This is a genomic window from Streptomyces sp. NPDC051207, from assembly GCF_040682395.1.
Taxonomy (GTDB): Bacteria; Actinomycetota; Actinomycetes; order Streptomycetales; family Streptomycetaceae; genus Streptomyces.
In genome coordinates this window covers 66,765-90,761 of sequence record NZ_JBFBAX010000004.1, presented here as the reverse complement: position 1 = coordinate 90,761, position 23,997 = coordinate 66,765, and the positions used below count along the sequence as shown (strand labels likewise).

21 protein-coding genes and 2 pseudogenes are annotated in these 23,997 nt (G+C 69.9%); 18 read left to right on the top strand and 5 right to left on the bottom strand.

Annotation, left to right across the window (positions count from 1 at the left end; translation table 11 throughout):
* The first annotated feature begins 477 nt into the window (after window positions 1-477).
* The 5 genes from AB0M97_RS05620 to AB0M97_RS05600 all read left to right on the top strand — a co-directional run bounded on the left by AB0M97_RS05620 (window position 478) and on the right by AB0M97_RS05600 (window position 4,149).
* Window positions 478-936, top strand: a complete 459-nt coding sequence (locus AB0M97_RS05620) for a DUF4383 domain-containing protein (protein ID WP_365959439.1) — start codon at window positions 478-480, stop codon at window positions 934-936.
* Between the two features lie 6 nt (window positions 937-942).
* Window positions 943-1,413, top strand: coding sequence for a hypothetical protein (locus tag AB0M97_RS05615; RefSeq protein WP_365959438.1), 471 nt, complete (start codon window positions 943-945; stop codon window positions 1,411-1,413).
* The gene (locus AB0M97_RS05610) at window positions 1,410-2,585 is read left to right on the top strand and encodes a zinc-dependent alcohol dehydrogenase (RefSeq protein WP_365959437.1); all 1,176 of its coding nucleotides are present in this window, start codon (window positions 1,410-1,412) and stop codon (window positions 2,583-2,585) included. The genes AB0M97_RS05615 and AB0M97_RS05610 overlap by 4 nt, the downstream gene beginning before the upstream one ends.
* Window positions 2,586-2,675: 90 nt before the next feature.
* Window positions 2,676-3,623 (top strand): Rieske (2Fe-2S) protein, encoded by a 948-nt coding sequence (locus tag AB0M97_RS05605; protein ID WP_365959656.1) that lies wholly within the window; start codon window positions 2,676-2,678, stop codon window positions 3,621-3,623.
* The gene (locus tag AB0M97_RS05600) at window positions 3,607-4,149 is read left to right on the top strand and encodes a DUF1360 domain-containing protein (protein ID WP_365959436.1); all 543 of its coding nucleotides are present in this window, start codon (window positions 3,607-3,609) and stop codon (window positions 4,147-4,149) included. Before AB0M97_RS05605 ends, AB0M97_RS05600 begins: the two co-directional genes overlap by 17 nt.
* Before the next feature lie 148 nt (window positions 4,150-4,297).
* Here AB0M97_RS05600 and AB0M97_RS05595 read toward each other — a convergent pair whose 3' ends face one another.
* Window positions 4,298-4,819: a DUF2243 domain-containing protein gene (locus AB0M97_RS05595; RefSeq protein WP_365959435.1), complete on the bottom strand. Its 522-nt coding sequence runs from the start codon at window positions 4,817-4,819 to the stop codon at window positions 4,298-4,300.
* Window positions 4,820-4,930: 111 nt separating this feature from the next.
* Between AB0M97_RS05595 and AB0M97_RS05590 the strand changes: the two genes are divergently transcribed.
* Entirely contained in the window at window positions 4,931-5,476 is a 546-nt protein-coding gene (locus tag AB0M97_RS05590; protein WP_365959434.1) for a hypothetical protein, read from the top strand.
* A 78-nt stretch (window positions 5,477-5,554) separates the two neighbouring features.
* Here AB0M97_RS05590 and AB0M97_RS05585 read toward each other — a convergent pair.
* Together AB0M97_RS05585 and AB0M97_RS05580 are read right to left on the bottom strand one after the other, a co-directional pair.
* A pseudogene (locus tag AB0M97_RS05585) lies at window positions 5,555-5,971 on the bottom strand (Hsp20/alpha crystallin family protein).
* A 44-nt stretch (window positions 5,972-6,015) separates the two neighbouring features.
* Window positions 6,016-6,405, bottom strand: a complete 390-nt coding sequence (locus AB0M97_RS05580) for a hypothetical protein (protein ID WP_365959433.1) — start codon at window positions 6,403-6,405, stop codon at window positions 6,016-6,018.
* 196 nt (window positions 6,406-6,601) lie between these two features.
* Between AB0M97_RS05580 and AB0M97_RS05575 the strand changes: the two genes are divergently transcribed.
* The 6 genes from AB0M97_RS05575 (at window position 6,602) to AB0M97_RS05550 (ending at window position 10,832) form a co-directional block, all read left to right on the top strand.
* Window positions 6,602-6,739 carry a hypothetical protein gene (locus tag AB0M97_RS05575; protein ID WP_365959432.1) on the top strand — a complete coding sequence of 46 codons (138 nt, stop codon included), beginning with the start codon at window positions 6,602-6,604 and terminating at the stop codon, window positions 6,737-6,739.
* Between the two features lie 802 nt (window positions 6,740-7,541).
* On the top strand, window positions 7,542-7,775 hold the full coding sequence (locus AB0M97_RS05570; RefSeq protein WP_365959431.1) for an Hsp20/alpha crystallin family protein: 234 nt from the start codon (window positions 7,542-7,544) through the stop codon (window positions 7,773-7,775).
* Window positions 7,776-7,903: 128 nt separating this feature from the next.
* Window positions 7,904-9,061: a site-2 protease family protein gene (locus AB0M97_RS05565; RefSeq protein WP_365959430.1), complete on the top strand. Its 1,158-nt coding sequence runs from the start codon at window positions 7,904-7,906 to the stop codon at window positions 9,059-9,061.
* Window positions 9,062-9,202: 141 nt separating this feature from the next.
* A complete protein-coding gene (locus AB0M97_RS05560; protein ID WP_365959429.1) occupies window positions 9,203-9,442 on the top strand; it encodes a hypothetical protein in 240 nt (79 codons plus the stop codon).
* A gap of 29 nt (window positions 9,443-9,471) precedes the next feature.
* Complete coding sequence (locus tag AB0M97_RS05555) at window positions 9,472-9,711, top strand: hypothetical protein (protein ID WP_365959428.1); 240 nt, start codon at window positions 9,472-9,474, stop codon at window positions 9,709-9,711.
* A gap of 518 nt (window positions 9,712-10,229) precedes the next feature.
* The gene (locus AB0M97_RS05550; protein WP_365959427.1) at window positions 10,230-10,832 is read left to right on the top strand and encodes a CmcI family methyltransferase; all 603 of its coding nucleotides are present in this window, start codon (window positions 10,230-10,232) and stop codon (window positions 10,830-10,832) included.
* A gap of 481 nt (window positions 10,833-11,313) precedes the next feature.
* Here AB0M97_RS05550 and AB0M97_RS05545 read toward each other — a convergent pair whose 3' ends face one another.
* Entirely contained in the window at window positions 11,314-12,339 is a 1,026-nt protein-coding gene (locus AB0M97_RS05545; RefSeq protein ID WP_365959426.1) for a 6-phosphofructokinase, read from the bottom strand.
* Window positions 12,340-12,570: 231 nt separating this feature from the next.
* Here AB0M97_RS05545 and AB0M97_RS05540 point away from each other — a divergent pair, with 231 nt between their 5' ends.
* From AB0M97_RS05540 to AB0M97_RS05525, 4 genes and pseudogenes are all read left to right on the top strand, one after another.
* The gene (locus AB0M97_RS05540; RefSeq protein ID WP_365959425.1) at window positions 12,571-13,023 is read left to right on the top strand and encodes a MerR family transcriptional regulator; all 453 of its coding nucleotides are present in this window, start codon (window positions 12,571-12,573) and stop codon (window positions 13,021-13,023) included.
* Entirely contained in the window at window positions 13,020-14,621 is a 1,602-nt protein-coding gene (locus tag AB0M97_RS05535; protein WP_365959424.1) for a peptide chain release factor 3, read from the top strand. The genes AB0M97_RS05540 and AB0M97_RS05535 overlap by 4 nt, the downstream gene beginning before the upstream one ends.
* A 1,017-nt stretch (window positions 14,622-15,638) precedes the next feature.
* On the top strand, window positions 15,639-17,159 hold the full coding sequence (locus AB0M97_RS05530) for a SulP family inorganic anion transporter (RefSeq protein ID WP_365959423.1): 1,521 nt from the start codon (window positions 15,639-15,641) through the stop codon (window positions 17,157-17,159).
* 327 nt (window positions 17,160-17,486) lie between these two features.
* Window positions 17,487-18,814: pseudogene (locus AB0M97_RS05525) on the top strand (class I SAM-dependent methyltransferase).
* 1,135 nt (window positions 18,815-19,949) lie between these two features.
* Here the strand turns inward: AB0M97_RS05525 and AB0M97_RS05520 are convergent.
* On the bottom strand, window positions 19,950-20,363 hold the full coding sequence (locus tag AB0M97_RS05520; protein ID WP_365959422.1) for a MerR family transcriptional regulator: 414 nt from the start codon (window positions 20,361-20,363) through the stop codon (window positions 19,950-19,952).
* A gap of 404 nt (window positions 20,364-20,767) precedes the next feature.
* Between AB0M97_RS05520 and AB0M97_RS05515 the strand changes: the two genes are divergently transcribed.
* Both AB0M97_RS05515 and AB0M97_RS05510 read left to right on the top strand, forming a co-directional pair.
* A complete protein-coding gene (locus AB0M97_RS05515; RefSeq protein WP_365959421.1) occupies window positions 20,768-22,270 on the top strand; it encodes a SulP family inorganic anion transporter in 1,503 nt (500 codons plus the stop codon).
* Window positions 22,271-22,388: 118 nt separating this feature from the next.
* Window positions 22,389-23,705 (top strand): MFS transporter, encoded by a 1,317-nt coding sequence (locus tag AB0M97_RS05510; RefSeq protein WP_365959420.1) that lies wholly within the window; start codon window positions 22,389-22,391, stop codon window positions 23,703-23,705.
* Window positions 23,706-23,997 lie beyond the last annotated feature (292 nt).

Below are 23,997 nucleotides of genomic sequence, written 5' to 3'. Positions count from 1 at the left end.
ACACTACGGGGAGCTTGCGCCGGGAGGATGCTCAACGCGCCGCCGACGTCCCGGCGCGCGCCGAAGTCCGCTTTTCCGTCCGGCCGCTCCGACTCCGGGAACGCCCGTGTGCATCAGCCGGGCGGGCCCCGCGCCGCAGCCGCCACGGGCGTACGGACGTCTGCGAGCGGCCGGGCAGGTCCGCAGGACCCCTCGCCGTCTTCTGGAGAAGCTGCGCAGGGTTGCGGCACGTAGTGCTGGACTGCTGGACCAGTGCGCAGCTGCTTTCGCGTCCTTCGGTAGCCCGGCATCCGCAGCACCGTGCGCGAGTGGCTGTGTCCTCGCCGTTCACCGCTGACTTCGCAGCGCCCGCTGGTTGACGGTGACATTTCATGCCCGCACCGGGCGGGCATCGGCAGAGATAGCGAAACGGAGTCCCGGGTACTCGCCGCGCACAGGCGCTCACCGGGACGCGCCCCGAGCGAGAAGGCCACCACCATGATCACGCGCACTCACGCGACGAGAAGTGCCCGTACCCCTGTCCAGCAGGTGGCACTGCTGGTGGGAGCGGTGTTCCTGTTGGTGGGAATCCTGGGCTTCATACCGGGCCTCACCACGGACTACGACACGATGAAGTTCGCCTCGCACGATTCCGGGGCCGAACTTTTCGGGATCTTCCAGATCTCCATCCTGCACAACCTCGTCCACCTCGCCTTCGGCGTGGCAGGGCTTGCGATGGCCCGCACCGCCTCGGCGGCCCGCACCTACCTGCTGGCCGGCGGTGCCGTCTACCTCGTGCTGTGGCTGTACGGCCTGTTCGTCGGCCACGACAGCGGCGCCAACTTCGTGCCGCTGAACACGGCCGACGACTGGCTGCACTTCGTCCTCGGCATCGGCATGATCGCGCTGGGCGCGCTGCTCACCCGTCGTCGTACTCCCGTGTCCTCGAGGATGTGACCGCCCATGACTTCCGGAAAGACACTGTGGGCGGCCGCCGCGGGGCTCACCGCCGGGACCGTGGTCGTCATGCGACGCGCGAAGGCGCGTCCGGCAGACCCGGCCGCTGCGGACCGCTGGCTGACGGTGACGATCAACCGAGCACCGGGCGACATCCAGCCCGACAAGCTGCCGTCACCCCTGCAGGTGTACGGCGACCGGATCGAGACGCGGATCCGCCCCGCACCCGGTGACCGGGGCACGGAACTGGCGGTACGGCTCAAGGAAGCACAGCCGGATGCCTCACGCTCCGTGCCCGCACGGCTCGCGGGTCAGGATCCGCGCCAGCACCTGCGCCGGGCCCTGCGTGAGGCGAAGGCGCTGCTGGAGGCGGGCGAGGTCCTGCAACCTGACACGCCGCCCACCACGCACGAGACTCCCGGCGGGAAGCTCGTCGGGTTGCTGTCCAGGCGCGCGGGCGGGGAGGGAGTGCTGTGAAGGCGCTGTGCTGGGAAGGCGTCAACAAGCTCGCTGTCGAGGAGGTGCCCGATCCTGTCCTGCGCAACGAGCAGGACGTGATCGTACGGCTGATCGCGGGCACCACCTGCGGCTCGGATCTGCATCTCATCGGCGGCTACATCCCCTTCATGCGGGCCGGGGACGTCATCGGGCACGAGTTCCTCGGGGAGGTCGTCGAGGTCGGCGCGGGGGTACGCAAGCACAAGGTGGGCGACCGGGTGGTGGTCTGCTCGTTCGTCGGCTGCGGCCGCTGCTGGTACTGCGCCCATGATCTGTGGTCGCTGTGCGACAACACGAATACCAACCCGGGGATCGGGCAGGCCCTGTTCGGCGCCGACACCGGCGGCATCTTCGGCTACTCGCACGCCATGGGCGGGCTGCGGGGCAGTCACGCCGAGTACGTGCGCGTGCCCTTCGCGGACTACGGCGCCTTCCCCGTCCCGGAGGGCATCGACGACACCAGCGCCCTGTTCGTGTCCGACTCGGTGCCGACGGGCTGGATGGGCGCCGACCTGGCGGGCGTGAAGCCGGGTGACGTGGTCGCCGTGTGGGGCTGCGGGGCCGTCGGCCAGATGGCGGCGCGCGCCGCGATGCTGCTGGGTGCGGAGCGGGTGATCTCCATCGACCGGATTCCCGAGCGGCTGGAGATGACCGAGCGGCACATCGGCAGTGAGGTCATCGACTACACGGCCACCGACGTCGGCGCGGAACTGCGCGAACGCACCGGCGGCCGGGGCCCGGACGTGTGCATCGAGGCGGTCGGCATGGAGGCGCACAGCGACAGCCCGCTGCACCTGTACGACCAGGCCAAGCAGCAGTTGCGGCTCCAGACGGACCGTCCCACCGCCGTCCGGCAGGCCATCCACGCCTGCCGCAAGGCCGGCACGGTCTTCATCCTTGGCGTCTTCGCCGGCGCCGTCGACAAGTTCCCCCTGGGCGCGGTGATCAACAAAGGGCTGACCGTGCGCGGCGCCCAGATGCACGGCCAGCGCTATATCCCGATGCTGCTGGAGCGCATGGCGGCCGGCGAGCTGAGCACGTCCCATCTGGCGACCCACACCCTCTCCCTGGATGAGGCGCCGCGGGCGTACGACATGTTCAAGGAGAAGACGGACGGCTGCGTCCGCGCGGTCATCCGACCGGGCGGCTGAACCGTGGTGCACGGACGTTCGCCGCTCCGTTTGCCGTCCGGGCAGGTGGGGACCCGGCCGACCATGAGCGCAACGCCTCACCGCCGCCGGATGCGGCAGAGCCGGGTTCTGTGGCTGCTGGACCGCCTGGAGCGGGAGCCCCGGGCCGATCCGGTGATCGACGCGCTCCGCGAGGGGGTGCGGTCCCTGCCGTTGGGGCGCGGCCGGGATGTGCTGCACGGCAGGTGGCTGGGGCACCCGGTGCATCCGCTGATGGTGCAGGTGCCGATCGGGAGCTGGCTGTCCGCGGCCGTACTGGATCTGCGGCCCGGCCGCTCCCGCGAGGCGGGGCTGCTGGTCGGCGTCGGGCTGGCCGCCGCCGCGCCCGCGGCGCTGGCGGGCGCTGTCGACTGGGCGGAGCTGCACCGCCAGCAGCAGCGCGTCGGACTGGTGCACGCTCTGACCAACACGGCAGCCGTGGGCCTGTACGCCGCCTCGCTCGCCTGCCGCGTCAAGGGACGCGAGGCAGCGGGCCGGGCGTGCGGCTTTCTGGGCCTGACGGCGGTCGGGCTCGGCGGCATGCTGGGCGGCCACTTGGCCTACCGCCAGGCGTCCGGCGCCAACCACGCCGAAGAGGTTCCGCACGTCTTCACGGAGGGCTGGCACCGGATCGGGACGGTGGACGAGTTCCCGGCCGGTCAGCCGGTGCGGCGCAGCGTGGACGACGTGCCGGTCCTGGTGGTGCGCGAACTCGGCGGGACGATCCACGCCCTGGCCGAGCGGTGCAGCCACCTCGCGGGACCGCTGTCTGAGGGCACCGTCGCCGACGGATGTGTCCGGTGCCCCTGGCACGGCAGCGTCTTCCGGCTCTCGGACGGCTGGAACGTCCGCGGCCCCGCCACCGCGCCCCAGCCTGCCTTCGATACCCGGATCGTTGACGGCCGCGTCGAGGTGCGCTTGCGCGGGCAGGACCGAGGCGACCACCCGGGGAACGGTCGGAGAGCGGACCGGCAACGGAGCGCGGCAGAAACGGGTACGGCCCATGGACACAGCAGCTGACGGCCGCCTCGCACGACGCGTGCACAGCCTGCTCACGCGCGCCGAACGTGACTATTCGGCAGGGCACGAGCGGCCGTTGGGCGGCTATCTGGCGGCCATGGCGGGATTCGGGGCGTACACGGCGGCCTGGGCCACGGCGGTACGGCTGCGCGGGCGCCCGCTGCCCGAGCGGCCCGAGCCGTGGGACGTGGTGTTGACCTCGGTGGCCACGTTCCGGCTCAGCCGTCTGCTGAGCAAGGCATCGGTGACCAGTCCGCTGCGGGCCCCCTTCACGAGGTACGTCGGTCCGCAGGGTCCGGCCGAACTGCACGAGGAGGCGCAGCCCGAGGACGGCAAGGACACCCTGGGCGAGCTGGTGACCTGCCCGTTCTGCATGAGCGTGTGGGTGGCCTCGACCCTCACCGCCGGCCAGTTGCTCTGGCCGCGCGCGACGCGCACCGCCATGGGCGCGCTCACCGCCCTCGCCGGAGCGGACGCGCTGCAACTGGCGTACGGCGCGTTGCTGGGCAAGACCACTGGCGAGTGAGTGCTCTGCGGAAACCCGGGCAGGACGCCCGGGCCGCCGCTCTGCCCGGCGGCCGTCGCCGAGCCCTTGGTGAGCCCGTCGGAGTGTGTGCCTCAGTCGCCCCGCGCCCTCTCAAGAACGCCGTGCGCTTGGATGTCGAGCCCAGGAGCTAGCCGGGTCCGGGTGGGCGTGCGGAAGGTCGGGATGCCGATCCGGCCCGGTTGCGGCGAGCCGCGCGGACGGCGAGCGCCACTCCGATAAGCAGGAGGATCAGGCCGGCGATGTTCCACGCCCAGTCGTACGGAGTGACATCCACGCCGTAGCGGATCTGGTGCAGGCGCAGCAGCTTGTGGTTCACGATCCCGTCGAACAGCTGGAAGGACCCCAGGCCCAGGAAGAAGCCCGCCCACGCGTGGGCCCGGGCCAGGGCCTGGCGGCGGCGCAGATCGGCGTAGAGGAAGAACCCGGCGACCAGAGCCAGCACCTCGGCGCTGTGCAGCAGTCCGTCGGAAAGCAGGCCCACGCTGGTGGTGGAACGGTCGTAGAAATGGTGCCAGCCCAGGATCTGGTGGAAGATGATCGCGTCGACCGCGGCCGTCACCGCCGCTCCGATCAGCGCGCACGCAGCCAGCGACTTTCGGGGCTCGCGGTGCGGGCCCGACGTGGTGTCCGGCCGGAACGATTCACTCATGGGCACCCGCCTTCCTGCCGTGCGGGGCGCCGTCTGCTGCCCGCAGTGCGGCGACCCGGTGGAACCCGGCCTGACAGGGTGGGTGAAGCCGGTGGTGCTACCCACGAGGACATGCTCAAGCGCACACGGGGGCAGGGACTGGTCGCCGGTACCGCGGGAGGCGTCGTGATGACCCTCGGCGAGAAAATCGAACAGGCCGTCACCGGCCCCGACTCCCACGTGCCCGCCCGGGTCCTTCAGCGCCTGACCGGCCTGCCCGAACGCCCCGGCACACAGCCGCTCCCGGTCAACTGGGCCATGCATTACGGCCAGGCCGCCCTGCTCGGCGTGCTGCGCTCGGTCATGGCCCAGGCTGGACTGCGCGGACCGCTCGCCTCCGCCAAGTTCGCCGTCGTCCGCCTCACCAACGACCAGATCCTGGAGAACGCGACCGGCGTCGGCGCCCCACCGCCCACCTGGCCCCGCAAAGAACGCGTAGTGGACGTCCTGCACAAGGCCGTCTACGCCTTCACCACCGGCGCCGTCGCCGACACCCTCCCGCCCGCGGCGGCCCCGGCCCCGGGCAACGCCACGCCGCCGTCCGCCCCGGCCGGCGGGCCATACCGAACTGGTGACCATGTGCCGCGCTGGTGGTGCCGTTGCCGCCGCACCTGGTGATGTTGTGGAGGGACCACGTCGCCACGTTTGGCACGGCTGACGATGGCAGGCTGTTGTTCACCCGAGCAGGGCCGGATTTCATGTACACCACCTACAACCGGGTCTTGGTCGTCTGTCCGCCTCGATCTTGCGGGGCTTGGCCTGTTCGGCGACCGGGATCCGCAGCGTCAGTACACCCGCCTCGTATGCGGCCGATCCGCTCGGTGTCCAGCGACTCGCCCAGGAACAGCTGCCTGCTGAACGAACCGGTGGGCCGTTCTGTGATCACCCGTTCAACCTCGTCGCCGTACGCCGGCTTGCGTTCGGCCTGGATCGTCAGCACGTCGTGCTCGACGTTCAGGTCGATGGATTCAGCCGTCACACCGGGCAGGTCGACCTGGACGACGAAGGTGTCGCGCTCACGCACGCGTCCATGGGCATCGCCACTGGCCGGGCGGCGGTACCCCGCAGGCGCTCGGTGAGGCGGTCAAGCTCCTGGAAGGGATCGGTCCGCATAGCGCAGCTACGACCTCCTCCCACTCCGGATCTGTCCACTTCGTCTACGTCCTGGACTCAACTTTCTGAGCCGTTTGGGAGTGCTGGCGCAGCAGGGCTGCGAAGCCGTAGGGGTCAGCGACTGTCAGTGCCAGCCGGGCGTACGGGCTGCGCCAATGCTGCAGGTCGATCACCAGGGCTGGTTTGTCCGCGACCAGCGCCACGAAGTCCCGGCCTGTGGCGTGCATCAGCTCTCCCGTACACCACCGCGCCGGGCGGAATCGGTAGTGCAGGCCAGGTGTGCCGCACAGGGCCCGCCACCAGGAGGGTTCGACATGTACGTCCGTCACCGGGTCCAGCGGCACGCGCAGTGTCCGCCGCCGGGCGGCCAGGGCCAGACGCCAAGGCAGGCGGACCACGATGTGATTCCCGTCGATCCATGTCCGCACTATCACGGCAACCACCCCCAAGAACTTGAGCGTCGCATTATCAAGAATATTAGGCTGGAGTTGTCATACTCCTTGCCTCGGTGTATATGGGGTGGCAAACACCGCGCACGGTGCTCTCAGCGTCGCTGCTGGGCCATAGCCGGCGATCTCGCGCTGTCTGCTACGCGCCTTGGCTCTCGGGTGAACCAGGGAGGAGTCGGACATGGGTGCTCTGGGGTGGTTGCTGCTGCCGCTGCTGGTCGGCATCGGCAGCAGCGTCTGGGCCTGCCGTGCCGGACGGCACGCCGCGAACATGCCAGGAGTCCCCGCCTGGCGCGGGGGATCTCCACACGGTCTGTGAATGCAACGTGCCGGCCCGCGCCGACGCAGTGGCCTGACCCGACCCTGACACAGCGCACACGAGGAAGGACAAGCTGCGTTGATATCCGCCGTCGTCGTTCCCTCGATACTGCTTGCCGCAGTTCTCGTATCCAGCCTGTACGAGGACTGGAAGATCTACTCACGGCAGACGCGGTTGCCCCTGCCCCCGCCGAAGCGCGCGCTGCGGGCCAGACTGAACGCTGTGGCCGCAGCATGTCGGCGGCGCCGTGCGGGCGGGGCCGGCGAGCGCCGCGGCGCATCAGGCCACGGGAGTCGGGACCTGACAACAACCGGCCCCTCATCGGCAGCCGGACCGAACGTGTGCACCGAGCCGGCCGCGCGGTGGCGCGCAGGGGAATGCGCCGGTGCCGCAAACCGCCCGTCTCCACTCAGGGCGTGCGGGACATCTGGCCGGCTCCGGCCGAGCAGGCGCTCTCCGATACTGGAAGACACGGGTGACCTGCTGCGGGTTGGAGGGGAGCCCCGACGGCCCCGTCGCTTTCCCATAGCCGGTCCGCGCGACATGAATGAACGGGCGCCTTCGGGAGGAAGTAGGTGATCCAGATGACGTGGCCTGTTCGCCATGAGGGAGCTGCCCGGCGGGACCTGTTCCACGAGGTGCAGGACTTCTACCAGAGGCTGGGGCAGTTGTGGCAGTCCGCTGTCCCTGGAGGGGGTGGCCTGGTCCCCGACGAGCCGTGGGAGCCCCCGGCCGATGTGGAGGAACCGGCGACGCCTACGTCCTTGAACTGGACCTGCCTGGCCTGCGCAAGGATCAGGTCGTGGTCGAGGTTCTCGACACTGAGCTGACGGTGCGCGGTGAGGTCAAGGACAAGGAGCGCGGCGGCATCCTGCGTCGGCAGAAGCGCAGGGTCGGGCAGTTCGCTTTCCGCATGGGGCTGCCGGATGACGCCGACACCGAGAAGATCAGCGCGTCTCTGGCTTACGGCGTGCTGACGGTGCACGTGCCCCGGGCCCACCAGGCCAAGCGACATCGGATTCCGATCACAGGGTGAGGCGTCCGTCCCGGTACCAGGGGCCTTGGCTGGCTCTCCCACGCAGGTTGGTACTCGGTCCTGTCCTCGACGCGCCGTTCACCCGGCTGAGCCCAGCGCCGCACGGAGCAGAGCAGGAGGTATCCGACATGAGGGCGACATTCTGGATGGGACGCCTTGCGGGGATCCGCATCGGGGTGCACTGGAGCGTTCTGGTCATCTTCGTGCTGATCGCCGTCGGGGTGGCCGCCGGGCGGCTGCCCGATGCCCACCCGGGCCGTCCGGCCTGGCTGTACATGCTGGTGGGTCTGATCACCGCGGTGGTGTTCATGTTCTCGCTGCTGGCCCATGAGGTGAGCCATGCGGTCGTGGCACGGCGTAACGGCGTGGGCGGCGACGAGATCACCCTGTGGCTGCTCGGTGGAGCGGCCCGGCTGAAGGACGAGGCGCCCAGCCCGGCAGCCGAGCTGCGCATCGCCGGTGTCGGGCCTCTCGCCAGTCTCGTTCTGGGGGTGGTGTTCGCCCTGCTGGCCGCCCTGGTCGGGCAGGTGGACGGGCCGGGGCTGCTCGTGGAGGCCATGGCCTGGCTGGCGGGGATCAACGTGCTGCTGGCGGTCTTCAACGTGCTGCCCGCCGCGCCGCTGGACGGTGGGCGGCTGCTGCGGGCGGTGGTGTGGTGGCGTACCGGCAACCGCCTGCGCGCCACCGCGGTCGCCACCGGCGCGGGCCGTCTGCTGGGCTGGCTGCTCATCGCCGTCGGGCTGTACCTGGTCCTCGCCGGTGCCGCCGTCGACGGCGTCTGGCTGCTGCTCATCGGCTGGTTCATGGTCGCCATGGCGTCCGCCGAGGAGGGTCAGGCCAAGCTGCGTGAGTTGCTCGGCGCCGTGCCCGTGCGTCAGGCGATGACGGCGGACCCGGTGACCGTGCCGGCCGGCACGACCGTCCGGGAGTTCCTGAGTGATCCGCCCTGGCTCTACCGGCACTCGGCCTTCCCGGTCACCGATCCCGCAGGCCGGGCCGTGGGCGTGGTGAGCGTCAATCAGGCCGGACAGGTCCCCGTGGCCGAGCGCGACTCCACGACGGTCGCGGCCGTGATGGTGCCGATCGAGGACATCCCGACGGCCGCCCCCGACGATCCGCTGTTCCAGCTCTTGCCCGGCATCGAGGCCAGCCCCGTCCGCCGGGCCCTCGTGGTGGCGGAGGGCCGGCTCGCCGGAATCGTCACCCATTCCGACATCAGCCGCGTCACCACCTGGCTCGCCTCCGCCTCGCCGAGCGGCCCTGACCGTCCGCAGGCAGCGCGCTGAGCCGCCGGGGCGGCGCGGCAACGGCCGGGCATCACGACAGTTGCCGCGCTGCCCGACCGTCGCTACACCGAACTGCGCCAGGTCTGGGAGGACTTGCCGCGGGTCCCCGTCGGCGCCTGAGACGGCGGGAAGAGTCGAACCATGGCCTTGTTCATGCTCCAACTCGCCAGTGGCGAGGACGCCGTCATCGAGGCGGACGCCGCCGGGTGCACGGCTGCGGGAGAGATCGTGCTGGAACGCACCGACCAGTACGGTCCGGCGGTCCGGCTGAAGACGTACCCGGTCGAGACAGTGACCGCGGTCTTCAGGCAGACCCCGCTCGACGGCGGCGGTTACGGCTGGCTTCCCCAGCCGACGACCGGCACCTGGTGGTGCTACTGACGCCTTGTACGGCCGATGGGAGGACCCTGATGGGGATCTTTCTGCTGGAAATGACCGACGGCAGCGAGATGATCCTCACTGCGGGCCGCGCCACCCGCACGGAGACCGGTGACGTGGCCTTCGAGTACGTCGACGCCCGCGGAAACTGGTCGCGCTCATGCAGCGTTCACAGTGCCCAGGTGAAGACCGCCTACGCACGGCGCGTCGGCGAGGACGGCGTGGCCCGCTGGGTACCTCAGCTGTCCGCGGGCCGCTGGTGGGCGTACTGAACACTGTCCGCCGGCATTGGCCTCCCGGCCTCCTCGTGAGGTTCGAAGTGGAGACCGGCGGGGAACGGACGTCGTGCCGGTCTGTTGCTGAGACTTGGTCATGCTGTGGGACTCAAAGCGATAGGCGTTCGACTGGCGGGCCCCGTGCTTCGCCGGTCCCTCCAGTACGCGGTATATGCCCTCGTCGTCACCGCAGAAGTCGCAGCGCGGCCGGAATCCGCCGCCCGAACACCGACGGCCTCGCCACCGAGCCCGGACACCTCGCGACAGGCAGATGCGACGGATGGTCCTCGGTCCCGTGCCCTCACGGTGGTGCACGCCAACTGCCGCAGCCACGTCCCGGGCCGCATCGACATTGCCGTACCCGGAGACGGAAACGATCCCTGTGACCGAGCGACGAAACAGCGTGGACGGCAAACCCGCCACACAGCTCCCCCCGCAAGTGCGGGCCGTGCCCGAAGGAAGGCTGCTGCAGTACTGGAAGGAACGCGAACGCCAGCACCGATGTGTACGCCGGGTTGCGCATCAAGAAGTTTCCCGAGGACCTGCGGATACTCGAACACCTGCTGTGGCTCTCCCGCACTCAGGTGGTCATAGAGCTGGGGACGCACCTGGGCGGTTCCACCCTGTGGTTCCGCGACCGCCTGCGCACCCTGGCCGCATACGGCCGCGTGCCTGAGGACATCCGCGTCGTCACCGTCGACCTGGATCAAGCCCGGGCACAGGCGCTCCTGCAGGACGCAGACCCGTATTTCGCCAAAGACATCATCCTCGTCGAAGGAGACATCACCGGCCCCGGCATCACCGCAGCCGTCTCCCAGCGCATTCCTGCCGGCGCCCGGTGCCTGATCGTCGAGGACACCGCCCATACGTACACCACCACCTATGCCGCCCTGCAGCACTTCTCCTCATTCGTTGCCACCGACGGGTACTTCGTCGTCGAAGACGGCATCGTCGACATTCCTCAGCTGTCCCCGCCCGGCCTGTCCGGTGGGGTCGTGCCGGCCATCCGCGACTGGCTCACCACAGACCCGGGACGGCATTTCCAGGTACGTCGAGACCTTGAGCTGTACGGCATCACCTGCCACCCCCACGGCTGGCTCCAGCGCATCCACCCCTGACCCGCGCCGTCAACACGGTGAGGGGCATGTCCCCGACTCGGCGCAAACGGCGCGGCGGGGCGGCTTGGAGCTCTGGGCGCGGATGGCTCGTACCCTGAGCTCACCGGAGCGCCTGCTGAGGTAATCCCCTGCCCATCCCGTGGGATCGGGGGCCAGCGCGGCGCCGGGCACGCCGGTCACAGCAGGGGGAGCGGCAGCGAGCGGTGGACGCATGCGGCCGCATGCGGCGCACCAGCGCCGCACGGCGGCCAGGCCGCGGGGCGGGCGGGTGCAGTCCAGTGCGTGGGCTTCTGCGTCGGCGACGAGCTGCTGCCGGTCGGAGTCTGCGACGTACAGGCCGGGAGAGGATGCGGTGGTCAACGCGGTCTCTCTGGAGAGCGGGCGGCCGGATACCGCCGTTGACGGCGGAACGGGAGCGAGGGCAGGCAACTGCCTTACCGAGCTCCAGGGAACGCGCCGGAGACGCGGGCGCGAGGTCATCTCACATCACCACTTCGGACTCGGCGTAACGGCCGGCCGGAACGGTCTTGAGCGTCTCGACTGCCTCGGCCAGCGGCACCATGGCGATGCGGGTGCCGCGCAGCGCGGTCATCATCCCTAACTCTGCGCGGTGCACGGCCTCCACGGCGTGCCAGCCGAACCGCGTCGCCAGGACCCGGTCGTACGCTGTGGGCGTTCCGCCGCGCTGGACGTGTCCGAGGATCACCGGCCGGGCCTCCTTGCCGAGGCGCTCCTCCAGCTCGATGGCGAGCTGGCGGGCGATCCCGGCGAATCGTTGGTGACCGTAGATGTCCTTGCCGCCCTCGTCGAAGTCCATGGTGCCGGGCTTCGGCTTGGCCCCCTCGGCGGCCACGACGATCGCGAAGCGCTTGCCCGCCTCGAAGCGCTCGCCGACCTTCCGGGTCAGCTCCTCGATGTCGAAGGGCCGTTCGGGGACGACGATGGCGTGCGCGCCGGCCGCCATGCCGGAGTGCAGCGCGATCCAGCCGGTGTGGCGGCCCATGACCTCCACGATCAGCACGCGCTGGTGGGACTCGGCGGTCGTCTTCAGCCGGTCGAGAGCCTCGGTCGCCACGCCCACGGCGGTGTCGAAGCCGAAGGTGACGTCCGTGACCGCGATGTCGTTGTCGATGGTCTTCGGCACGCCGACGATCGGCAGGCCGCTGTCCGACAGCAGCCGGGCCGCCTTCAGCGTGCCCTCGCCGCCGATCGGGATGATGGCGTCGAGCCCGAGCTCCTCAACGTGCCCCTTGGCCCGCTCCACACCGTCCCGCAGATGCTCCGGACGGGCTCGGGAGGAGCCGAGGATGGTGCCGCCGCGGGCGAGGATGCCGCCCACCGCGTCGAGGTCGAGCTTGAGGTAGTCGCATTCCAGAAGGCCCTGCCAGCCATCCCGGAACCCGATGACCTCGTCGCCGTGGTCGGCGACGGCGCGGTGCACGACGGACCGGATGACGGCGTTCAGGCCGGGGCAGTCGCCGCCGGACGTGAGGACACCCATGCGCATGGCGTTTGCGGACTCCTGATGCAGAGGCAGGCGGCAGACGACGCGGTCGGCCCTGCCCGTTGGCGGTCGTGGGGCGGCACCGGCCCTCGGGGGAAAGAGGGCGGCGCCGCTTGACGACGACGGCGGCCTGTCGGGGCCTCCCTCGTAGCAACGATTGCCAATCTACCCTAACGTCAGGGTAGCTTTGTAGTCCGCAAGGACGCCGGGCAGACGACGCGAGGCGGTGGGGCCGTGACCGGAAGGCTGATGCAGATCGGCGAGGTATCCGAACGGACGGGACTGTCCCTGCGCACGATCCGCCACTACGAGAACGTCGGCGTCGTCGCCCCGAGCGAGCGCAGCGCAGGCGGCTTCCGCCTCTACACCGAAGCCGAGGTGCGCCGGCTGACGCTGGTGCGCCGCATGCGGCCGCTGGGCTTTTGCCTGGAGGACGTAAGGGCCCTGCTGGAGCTACTGGAGAAGCTGCCCGAGGGCGGCGGACCCCTGCCGGAGAACGACGGGCGAGCACACGAGGAACTGGTGGCACAGTTGCGCAAGTACTGGGTCGAAGCGGATGCGCGGTGTGAGGACCTGCGCCGACAGCTGGGGCAGGCGGAGGAATTCGCCCATTCCCTGCACGGGCATCTGGCCCGGGTCGTGGATGCTGCCGCGACGGCCGATGCCGGGGCGGAGGCCGTGCGATGAGCGCGAGCGGAGAGTGGGCTGCTTCGGAGGCGGCCCGGCGGCGGACGTTCGCCGTGATCAGTCATCCGGACGCGGGCAAGTCCACGCTGACCGAGGCGCTGGCGCTGCACGCGCAGGCGATCACGGAGGCGGGTGCGGTGCATGGCAAGTCCGGGCGGAGGGGGGTTTCGTCGGACTGGATGGAGATGGAGAAGGCCCGTGGCATCTCCGTCACGTCCGCGGTGCTGCAGTTCGCCCATCGGGGTTGTGTCCTGAACCTGCTGGACACCCCCGGCCACGCGGACTTCTCCGAGGACACCTACCGGGTGCTGGCGGCGGTGGACTGTGCGGTGATGCTCATTGACGCGGCCAAGGGTCTGGAGGAGCAGACGCGTAAGCTCTTCGACGTCTGCCGGCATCGCGCTATCCCGGTGATCACGTTCGTGAACAAGTGGGACCGGCCCGGCCGTGAGGCGCTGGAGCTGCTGGACGAGATCGAGCGCGAGTTCCGCCTCAAGCCCACGCCGGTGACCTGGCCGGTCGGCGATGCCGGATACCTGCGGGGGCTGATCGACGTACGGCGGCCGGAGCGGATGCTGCGCTACACCCGCGCTCCCGGCGGCGCCCACGAGGCGATCGAGGAGACGGTGCCGGCCGGGCAGGCAGCTCACGACGAGCCGGAGGACTGGGGCCGGGCCGTCGAAGAACTCGACCTGCTGCACCTCGACGGCGCCGTGCACGACCAGGAGGCGTTCCTGGCGGGCCGGAGCACGCCGGTGTTCTTCGGTGCGGCGGTCTCGAACATCGGTGTACGGCTGCTGCTGGACGCCGTCGTGGACCTCGCGCCGCCGCCCGGGCCGCGCGAGCTCGAGGGTGGCGGCCGTCGGGCGGTCGAGGCCCCGTTCTCCGGGTTGGTGTTCAAGGTGCAGGCCAACATGGATCCAGCGCACCGCGACCGGATCGCCTTCATGCGGGTGTGTTCGGGGATCTTCGAGCGCGGGATGACGGCCATCCGGGCCGCGACGGGCAAGCCGTTCGCCACCAAGTACGCGCACAGCGTTTTCGGCCAGGACCGCTCCATGGTCGACATCGCCTACCCGGGCGACGTGGTCGGCCTGGTCAACGCCACCGCATTGCGCGTCGGTGACACCCTCTACGCCGAGCAGGCGGCCGTCTTCCCGCCGATGCCGACCTTCGCGCCGGAGCACTTCGCTGTGGCCCGCCCGGTCGACCTTGGCCGGTCCAAGCAGTTCCGGCGCGGCATTTCACAGCTGGACGAGGAGGGCGTGGTCCAGGTCCTCGTCTCCGACCTGCGGGGCGACCAGGCGCCGGTGCTGGCCGCGGTCGGGCCCATGCAGTTCGATGTCGTCGCTGCCCGCATGGCCGGAGAGTTCTCCTCCCCGGTGAAGCTGGAGCCGCTGCCCTACCACCTGGCCCGCGCGACCGACGCGGCCGGCGCGGAAGCGCTCAACCGCTCCCGGATCGTCAAGGGCGAGGCCCTCACCAGAGTCCGGGACAAGACCCAGCTCGCCCTGTTCCCCGACCGCTGGCAGGCGAACTCTTTCGAGCGGGAGTTCCCCGACGCCCGGCTCGCCCACCTCATCGCCGCCCACGACTGACGACGCACGGCGCACGCGAAGCCACCGAAGGCCGCGCCGCAGCCCTGCCGCTCTTGCGTCCGCGGCGTGCGGCCGCCGGAAGCTGCGGGCTGAGCTCGGCACCGACGATCAGTGTGGACCGTCAAGTGGACGCAACAGGTCGACAACGTGCGGCGCACGCAAAAGGGCGTCGTGCGTGGACACGCCCCGGGCCGAGCAGGAGGCGGTGCATGGGGCGGCGCTGGCTGCCGTCGCCGCACTGAGGGAGGGCTGCGGTAGAGGGGACGCCCCGGGCCGTCGACGGACGGCCGGAATCGGGACCCAGAACTTACCCTCACGTCACGGCAGGGACGGTGGCGTCCCGGGAGCCGGCGTCGAAGCGACCGGCTCGCCGACTGGTGTGGCGGGCACTTGGGTTACGACGGCGACCGCGCGCAGCGGGCCCTGACGGCGCTCTGTCGCGTCATCGACTTCTGGGACGACCGTGGCCGGCTGGCCTCCGACCCGGCCGCAGACTCCGCTTTTGAAGCGGCTGACGGCTCGCTGGTCCTCGGCGGTCATCAACTGGACGGGCGAGATGCCGCCACCCGCGTCATCAGCCTCGCGGCAGAAGGCCAGGCACTCGCGCAGTCGCTCGGCGCCGGCTCGGAGAGTCCCGCTGCGCCCCCACTCTCGAACGTGCGCATCACTCTCACGCTCAGGTCCGAGGCTTGGGGGTCGCGAGCAAGGTTCACCTGCGGTTCACAAGCCGAAACTCATACTCTCTCCTCGCGTAAGGGTAGAGTCCTCGATGAGGGCGTCCGGGCTGTAAAGGCGCAGTCGGGCGGTACCTCCAGAGCGCGGGCCCGTCCGTCCGGGCCCCGTCAGCACCCCAGACTTCCGGGCGAAGATGCCCGACCGGCAGCCGTAGTGGCTGCTGTCGCATCCGGCAGGGCCGCGTCGAGGCCGGGCCGCCGGGGACTCCTCCTTTGTGTGGAGTCGAGTACGACGCGCGTGCGTCCAGACAGTGGACGTGTGCGCCCGAACAGAAACGGTTGCATGTCGTCACCGCTGTCCCAGACTTCCAAGCTTCGCGCCCGCTTTTCGAAGAACACGGTCAAGCCCGACTGGCTCGCCTCCCCGAAGGTCTTCCGCACCGAGGTGCTCGCCGGTCTGGTCGTTGCCCTGGCGCTGATCCCCGAGGCCATTTCCTTCTCGATCATCGCGGGCGTCGACCCGGCCGTGGGTCTCTTCGCGTCGTTCACGATGGCCGTGGTCATCTCCGTCGTCGGCGGCCGCAAGGCGATGATCTCCGCCGCGACAGGCGCCATGGCCCTGGTCATCGCGCCGCTCAACCATGAGTACGGCCTCGGTTATCTCATCGCCGCCGTCATCCTCGGCGGCCTCATCCAGATCGTCCTCGGCGCACTCGGCGTGGCCAAGCTCATGCGCTTCGTGCCCCGGTCGGTGATGGTCGGTTTCGTCAACGCACTCGCCATCTTGATCTTCATGGCACAGGTGCCGGAGATGCGCGACGTCCCGTGGGCTGTCTACCCGCTCACCATCGGCGGCCTGGCGCTCATGGTGTTCTTCCCGAAGATCACCAAGGCGGTCCCGGCGCCGCTGGTCTCCATCGTCATCCTGACCGTCATCACGATCGCGGCCGGTATCGCGGTGCCGACGGTGGGCGACAAGGGCGACCTGCCCTCCTCCCTGCCGGTGCCGGGCATGCCGGACGTTCCGTTCACGCTGGACACCCTCACCACCATCGCCCCGTACGCCTTCGCGTTCGCGCTGGTCGGTCTGATGGAGTCGCTGATGACGGCCAAGCTGGTCGACGACATCACCGACACGCACTCCAACAAGACCCGTGAGTCCGTCGGCCAGGGCGTCGCCAACGTCATCACCGGCTTCTTCGGCGGGATGGGCGGCTGCGCGATGATCGGCCAGACAATGATCAACGTGAAGACGTCCGGGGCCCGCACCCGGCTGTCGACCTTCCTCTCCGGTGTCTTCCTGTTGCTGCTCGTGGTGGTGTTCGGACTCGTCGTCTCCGACATCCCGATGGCGGCCCTGGTCGCCGTCATGCTCCTGGTGGCCTTCGCGACTTTCGACTGGCACTCCGTCCAGCCGAAGACCCTCAAGCGGATGCCGGTCGGGGAGACCACCGTCATGGCCGTCACCGTCGCCGCCGTGGTCGCCACCCACAACCTCGCCATCGGCGTCGTGCTCGGCTGCCTCGTGGCCATGGTGGTCTTCGCCAAGCGTGTCGCCCACCTCGCCGAGGTCTCCGGGGTCGTCGACCCCGACGGCACGCAGGTCGTCTACGCGGTCACCGGCGAGCTGTTCTTCGCCTCCTCCAACGACCTCGTCTACCAGTTCGACTACAAGGACGACCCGGACGACGTCGTCATCGACCTGACCGACGCCCACATCTGGGACGCCTCGTCCGTGGCGGCCCTGGACGCCATCGAGACCAAGTACGCCCAGCGGGGCAAGAAGGTCACCATCGTGGGCCTGAACAAGCCCAGCGCCGAGATGCACGACAAGCTGGCCGGCCAGCTCACCGTCAGTCACTGAGACCGGCCGCCCCCTCCCGCGGACCACGCAGTGCAGGAGGGGGCGGTCCTCTGCGCGCGGGCCGGACCCGGGACACATGCCCTGACCAGTTCCGGGCCCGGCCCGCGTGTATCCACCTGGCGCCGGGACCGCCTGTCCAGGCCCCGCGACACAGATCGCTCACGCGATCGCGGAGCGCTGCGGCGCCCGCGGCTCTCGCCCGGACGAGCGCTCGGCCGGTCCTCCGTACGTGGCGCACACCTGAACTCATTCGCTCGACTCGTTGCCTTCGGCGTTTCCAGGAACGCCTCGCTCGGGGCATCGTTGACCATCCAGGAGGTTCGGATCATGACTGACGCAGCCACGCGGCTGGCGGAACTGGTGAGGCAGGCGGTGGGAAGGCCGTTGCCGCTGCGGTTGCGCGCCTGGGACGGCAGCGAGGCCGGTCCGGCCGAGGGCCCCGTCGTCGTCGTCCGCGACCGCCGTGCCCTGCACCGCCTGGCCTGGAAGCCCGGCGAACTCGGCTGGGCCCGCGCCTGGGTGGCCGGCGAAGTCGACATCGACGGTGACCTCTACAAGGCGCTGGAGCGGATGTCCGGCCTGGTCTGGGACCGAGGAGAGAGTGGACCGAAGCGGCACGCCGTCCTCAGCGCGCTCGCCGCACTGCGCGACCCGAAGAATGTACGGCTGGCGGCCGAGGCCCTCGCGCTGGCCGGACCTGCCCTGCCCCGGCGCCGCCACGCGAGGAGGCCGACTCCCGCCGTGGCCCGCTGCACAGCCTGCGCCGCGACCGCGACGCCATCAGCCACCACTACGACGTCGGCAACGACTTCTACTCCCTGGTCCTGGGCTCTTCCCTGGTCTACTCATGTGCCTACTGGGAGAGCGCGGAGGCGACCCTGGAAGACGCCCAGCGCGCCAAGCTCGACCTGATCTGCCGCAAACTCGGCCTGCGGCCCGGCCAGCGGCTCCTCGACGTGGGCTGCGGCTGGGGCTCGATGGTGCTGCACGCCGTCGAGCACTTCGGGGTCGAAGCGGTCGGAGTCACCATCTCCGAGGAACAGGCCTGCCTCGCCCGCAAACGCCTCGTCGACGCGGGGTACACGGACCGGGCCGAGATCCGCGTCCAGGACTACCGCGAGATCGAGGACGGCCCCTACGACGCGATCTCCTCCATCGGGATGGCCGAGCACGTCGGAGCCCCGCAGTTCCGCCTCTACGCCGAGACGCTGCATCAACTTCTCAAGCCCGGCGGGCGACTCCTCAACCACCAGATCTCCCGCCGCCCGCTGAAGGACGAAAGTACCTACGAGATCGACGAGTTCATCGACCGCTACGTCTTCCCCGACGGCGAACTCGCGCCCGTCGGCACCACCACGACGCTCCTCGAAGACGCCGGATTCGAGGTACGCGACGTGGAAGCCCTGCGCGAGCACTACGCCCTCACCCTGCGCGCCTGGGTGGCCAACCTGGAGCAGCACTGGCAACAGGCCGTACACCTCACCACGGTCGGACGCGCCCGGGTCTGGCGCCTGTACATGGCCGCATCCGCCCTCGCTTTCGAGCGCAACGGCATCGGCGTCAACCAGATCCTCGCTGTACGCACCACCACGGCCGGGGACGCGAAGATGCCCCGCACCCGCGGCCACTGGCTGTACGACACCGCGACGGACTGACCACGGCCGGGCACCGGCTTGGGCGCACATTGGTACGCCGGTTTGTGCCCACGGCTGCGTGAGGTGCACTTCCCCCACGGCCCCCAATCAGCGCGCAGCGTGCCAACCGTCCGGCGGACGTGAGCCGCCTTCATAGCCAGGGGGCCGTCTGCATGTGCTGGGCGGCGCAGACGAAGGCAGCCCCGGGCCATGCATACATGGAGGACCGACCCGGGACTGCCACGTCGAGGGACCTGTCCAGTGGGCCCCTCGACAGCACCCAACTCTACCTGTACGTAAAGCCGTGATCTCGTTTACCCGCTATGGGGGCCACTGCTTGTCAAGCCGACTCTTACGTGAGGTGGGAGATGGACGATCGGGGTTCTGCCGTTCGTTCCGCTTCGGGCAACAGAGGCGGAGTCGCGGGGTCATCGTTCCGAGACGGCCACTGGCCGCGGCCCGCGAGATCGATCGCATGCCGGTCTCGCGGGTCCGCATGTCCGACGCGGACGTGGCCGCGTTCCCGGCGTCGGCTTCATGGTCCGCCACGAGCGCAGGGGGTCCATCTTGCCTCCCTGCCTGCCCGCAGGTTCCACGCTGGGCTTCCTTCGTGACAGCGAGTACATCGGCAGACCCCTGTGGAGCGGCGGACGTGACTACCTGACGCCTCAGGCGGAGGCGCCACCGTGTCGCCGGTCCACCACGCCGGCTGACCTGACGAACTCTCCATTACCGAGAGAATGTGTGGGCTCGTATCAAGGGGGCTTACTCGGCACTTTGGACTACAGGGGCCTCCGTTGCCGACCTCTTGTGTCATTCAACTCTCCCTTGGCGTGAGAGTGTGCCACTCGTCGACGGTACTGTCGGCCTGCTTCCAAAGACCGTTCCCGGGGCGCGGCCAGGGTTGCGCTGGCTGCTGCTCGGGAACGGCGCCAGAGCTGCCGAGTTGGGCTTCGGTCGGTACCGTTGCACGGCTGTTTCCCGCCGCGACGGCCGGCTGATGCCCTCGTCGCATTCTCTTCCTGGATCTGCCGCAGAGTGCGAGCGCCCACGCTGTGCACGTCATCGATCGAGGGCGGGCGTCAGCCGCAGACGGCTCCCGCCGCGAGGCACGTGGGCCGCGCCCCTCCTGGCGTGGCGCGCCGAAACCGAGTCTTCATGCGCCCGATCGGGTGTCCGCCTGCAGGCGGACACGGAGCGTGGCAGCGAAGTCCTGGGCCATCTCCAGGCGGGCCCGCAGGGTCTCGCAGCGGGCATCGGTCACTTTGCGGTAGGAGTCCAGCCGCTCCCGCAGGCGCTGAAGTTCCTCACCGACGGGCGGGTCGTCGGTGGCGGCGAGGCGGTCGGTGATGTCCAGCAGGTCGCGCATCTCCTCCAGGGAGAAGTCCAGTGGCTTCATCCGGCGGATCACCATCAGGCGCTCGACGTCGGCGTCCGTATACAGCCGGAAGCCGCCCTTGCTGCGGGCCGAGGGGATCACCAGGCCCACTTCCTCGTAGTGGCGGATGGTGCGCAGAGACAAACCGGTCCGCTCGGCCACCTCGCCGATCTGCATCTGCCGCTCGCTCATTGCCGAGCCTCTCCCTTTGTCATCCGCCCAGGTTTCAGAACTGTGAAGTGGCCCAGTCTACGTGAGATCAATCACAGGATCTGGGGCGGGGTTCACCTGTGTTTCGCAAGTCCCCGCTCGCACCCTCCCGTCGCGTCAGGGTAGAGTGTCGGCGTGTTCACCCCACCGTCCAATCAGCGGTAGAGGTGATCCTGCCGTAGCGCGGGCCCTGATCGGGCCCCGGACGGCCCTGAAGACTTCTGGGCAATGATGCCCTACCGGCAACCAGGAGGTTGCCGTTCTGTCCAGCACTCGGCCCCGCCTCGGCGTGGCGGCCGACTGCGGGAGATTCCCGCACTTTTGCGGAGTCAGTACGACGCTGTGCGTCCGGCGGCATGGATGCACACCTGAACAGAAACGGTTGCATGTCCTCACCGCTGTCCCAAGCCCCCAGGCTGCGCCTGTCCAAGCCTGACTGGCTCGCGTCCCCGAAGGTTCTGCGCACCGAGGTGCTGGCCGGTCTGGTCGTCGCCCTGGCTCTGATTCCCGAGGCGATCTCCTTCTCGATCATCGTCGGGGTCGACCCGGCGGTCGGCCTGTTCGCCTCGTTCACCATGGCGGTCGTCATCTCGGTCGTCGGCGGCCGCAAGGCGATGATCTCCGCGGCGACCGGGGCGATGGCTCTCGTCATCGCCCCGCTCTACCGCGAATACGGCCTCGGCTATCTGATCGGGGCCGTCATCCTCGGCGGCGTCTTCCAGGTGGTCCTCGGCGCGCTCGGCGTGGCCAAGCTGATGCGGTTCGTGCCGCGCAGTGTGATGGTCGGCTTCGTCAACGCCCTGGCCATCCTCATCTTCATGGCGCAGGTGCCGGAGATGCACGACGTGCCCTGGGCGGTCTACCCGCTGATCGCCGCCGGCCTGGCGCTGATGGTGTTCTTCCCGAAGGTCACCAAGGTGGTCCCGGCCCCGCTGGTCTCCATCATCGTCCTGACCGTGATCACCGTGACCGCGGGGATCGCCGTCCCCACCGTCGGCGACAAGGGCGCGCTGCCCTCCTCGCTGCCGGTGCCGGGCCTGCCGGACGTGCCCTTCACCATGGACACGCTGACCACCATCGCCCCGTACGCCTTCGCCTTCGCACTCGTGGGTCTGATGGAGTCGCTGATGACGGCCAAGTTGGTCGACGGCATCACCGACACCCACTCCAACAAAACCCGTGAGTCCATCGGCCAGGGCATCGCCAACATCGTCACCGGCTTCTTCGGCGGCATGGGCGGCTGCGCCATGATCGGCCAGACCATGATCAACGTACGGGTCTCCGGGGCCCGCACCCGCCTGTCCACGTTCCTGGCCGGGTCCTTCCTGATGGTGCTGTGCATCGCCTTCGGCCCGGTCGTCTCCGACATCCCCATGGCCGCCCTCGTCGCCGTCATGATCATGGTGTCGGTGGCCACCTTCGACTGGCACTCCATCGCCCCGAAGACGCTCAAGCGGATGCCGCTCGGCGAGCTGACCGTCATGGCCGTCACCGTCGTCTGCGTGGTCGCCACTCACAACCTCGCCATCGGTGTCGTGGTGGGCTGCATCACCGCGATGGTGATCTTCGCCAAGCGCGTCGCGCACCTGGTCAACGTCTCCGGCGTCGTCGACCCCGACGGCACGCAGGTCGTCTACGCGGTCACCGGCGAGCTGTTCTTCGCCTCCTCCAACGACCTCGTCTACCAGTTCGACTACAAGGACGACCCGGACGACGTCGTCATCGACCTGACCGACGCCCACATCTGGGACGCCTCGTCCGTGGCGGCCCTGGACGCCATCGAGACCAAGTACGCCCAGCGGGGCAAGAAGGTCACCATCGTGGGCCTGAACAAGCCCAGCGCCGACATGCACGGACGTCTCGCCGGGCAGCTCACCGGCAGCCACTGACCGGACCGGCCGCCCTCCCCGACCACGGACGCGGGGGGGGGTCTTTCCGCGTGCGGGCCGGGCCCGGGATACTGCCCTGACGCCCGGGGCCCGGCCCCCGCCACCTCAATGCCGCTCCTTGGGGACGAGGAAGCGGCCGGGAGGAGTAACCCTGAGCCGCACCGCCAAGCCCTTCCGCACCCCCTCGGGCCTCAGGGCGCCCGTCGGCTCCGCCTCCGGCGGGCGTTTCGATGGCTGGCGCATCGTCGCCTACAGCGCTCTCGCGATGGCGATGACCGCGCCTGGCCAGACCACGGGCGTCTCGGTCTTCATCGACCCTCTGATCGCCGATCTCGGCGTCACTCGCACCCAAATCTCCACCGCCTACCTGACCGGCACGCTCATCGGCGCCTGCGCCATGCCCCTGGTCGGGCGGATGATCGACCGCTACGGACCGCGCCGGGTGATCGCCTGCGTCGGGGCCGTCTTCGGCGCGATCCTCATCGGCTTGTCCTTCGTCACCGGGCTCGTCGGGCTCACGGCCGGGTTCGTCGGCATCCGCATGGCCGGGCAGGGCGCCCTGTCCCTGGTGGCCACGACCACAGTGGCGTACTGGTTCGACAAGCGCCGCGGTCTGGCCCTCGGCATCACCGGCGCCGTCGGCACCGCCGGGATCTCCCTCGCCCCCATGCTGATCGAGCGCCTGGTCTCCGTATACGGCTGGCGCCAGGCATGGGCGATCGAGGGCGTCGCTGTCTGGGCGGTGGTCCTCCCGCTGGCCCTGTTCGGCATCCGCAACCGGCCCTCCGACGTCGGTCAGCACGTCGATGGCATCGTCCCGGACACGGACACCGACCCCAACGCCCCGCTCACCGGCTGGCCGCTGCGCAAGGCCCTGCGCACCAGCATCTTCTGGGCGGTCGCCGCCTGTCTGGCCGCCAGCAGCATGCTCACCACCGGCCTGAACTTCCACCAAGTCGCCCTGCTCGGTGAACGCGGCCTGAGTCCGGCCGAGGCCGCCGCCAACTTCCTGCCCCAGACCGCCGCCGCCCTCCTCGCCACCCTCGCCGTCGGTGCCCTCATCGACCGCCTCCCGCCCAAGGCCGTGCTCACCGCCGCGATGGCCATTCTCGCCTGCGGCATCCTGTCCGCCCGTCTCGTGTCGCCCGGCTGGACGGCCATCGGGTACGGCATTCTGCTCGGCACCTCGGGCGGCCTGCTGCGCGTCGTCGAATCAGCCACGCTGCCCCGCTACTTCGGCACCGCCCACCTCGGCGCCATCCGAGGCACAGCCCACACCGTCACTATCGCCGCCAGCGCCTTCGGCCCCCTCGCCGTATCCCTCGGCCACGACCTGACCGGCCACTACGGCCCCGCGCTCGTCGCTCTCACTACTGTGCCGGTGCTGGCGGCCCTCGCCGTGCTCGTCGCCCGTAAACCTGTGGCCGACGGCTGACCCTCCCCCCCAGCTTCGGCCGGGGGAGGCCCATCTCGCTGCGCTCGCCGGGGACCGGCCTCCGCCACAACCGGTCGTCCAGGCCGTCAGGCCCGGTGCGGCAGGGGCGGCGACGAAGTCCCGGGGGCATCGGTGCCCTGCTGCGCCGTCCCGACGCGCCGGCATGGAGGCAACCCATCCGCCTACGCGCTGCGCGGCGGTGGACTGCTTCCCGATACGCGGAGGCGCGGCACCCAAAGGAACATTACCCTCACGAGAGGGTATGGATTGCTGCGGTCTGTCCGTACGCTTG

Excerpts from the sequence above, each read along its gene's own strand:
- AB0M97_RS05620 (WP_365959439.1), top strand. The coding sequence starts at position 478 with ATGATCACGCGCACTCACGCGACGAGAAGTGCCCGTACCCCTGTCCAG.
- AB0M97_RS05615 (WP_365959438.1), top strand. The coding sequence starts at position 943 with ATGACTTCCGGAAAGACACTGTGGGCGGCCGCCGCGGGGCTCACCGCC.
- AB0M97_RS05605 (WP_365959656.1), top strand. The coding sequence starts at position 2,676 with ATGCGGCAGAGCCGGGTTCTGTGGCTGCTGGACCGCCTGGAGCGGGAG.
- AB0M97_RS05600 (WP_365959436.1), top strand. The coding sequence starts at position 3,607 with ATGGACACAGCAGCTGACGGCCGCCTCGCACGACGCGTGCACAGCCTG.
- AB0M97_RS05595 (WP_365959435.1), bottom strand. The coding sequence starts at position 4,819 with ATGAGTGAATCGTTCCGGCCGGACACCACGTCGGGCCCGCACCGCGAG.
- AB0M97_RS05590 (WP_365959434.1), top strand. The coding sequence starts at position 4,931 with ATGCTCAAGCGCACACGGGGGCAGGGACTGGTCGCCGGTACCGCGGGA.
- AB0M97_RS05575 (WP_365959432.1), top strand. The coding sequence starts at position 6,602 with ATGGGTGCTCTGGGGTGGTTGCTGCTGCCGCTGCTGGTCGGCATCGGC.
- AB0M97_RS05565 (WP_365959430.1), top strand. The coding sequence starts at position 7,904 with ATGAGGGCGACATTCTGGATGGGACGCCTTGCGGGGATCCGCATCGGG.
- AB0M97_RS05560 (WP_365959429.1), top strand. The coding sequence starts at position 9,203 with ATGGCCTTGTTCATGCTCCAACTCGCCAGTGGCGAGGACGCCGTCATC.
- AB0M97_RS05555 (WP_365959428.1), top strand. The coding sequence starts at position 9,472 with ATGGGGATCTTTCTGCTGGAAATGACCGACGGCAGCGAGATGATCCTC.
- AB0M97_RS05545 (WP_365959426.1), bottom strand. The coding sequence starts at position 12,339 with ATGCGCATGGGTGTCCTCACGTCCGGCGGCGACTGCCCCGGCCTGAAC.
- AB0M97_RS05535 (WP_365959424.1), top strand. The coding sequence starts at position 13,020 with ATGAGCGCGAGCGGAGAGTGGGCTGCTTCGGAGGCGGCCCGGCGGCGG.
- AB0M97_RS05530 (WP_365959423.1), top strand. The coding sequence starts at position 15,639 with ATGTCGTCACCGCTGTCCCAGACTTCCAAGCTTCGCGCCCGCTTTTCG.
- AB0M97_RS05520 (WP_365959422.1), bottom strand. The coding sequence starts at position 20,363 with ATGAGCGAGCGGCAGATGCAGATCGGCGAGGTGGCCGAGCGGACCGGT.
- AB0M97_RS05515 (WP_365959421.1), top strand. The coding sequence starts at position 20,768 with ATGTCCTCACCGCTGTCCCAAGCCCCCAGGCTGCGCCTGTCCAAGCCT.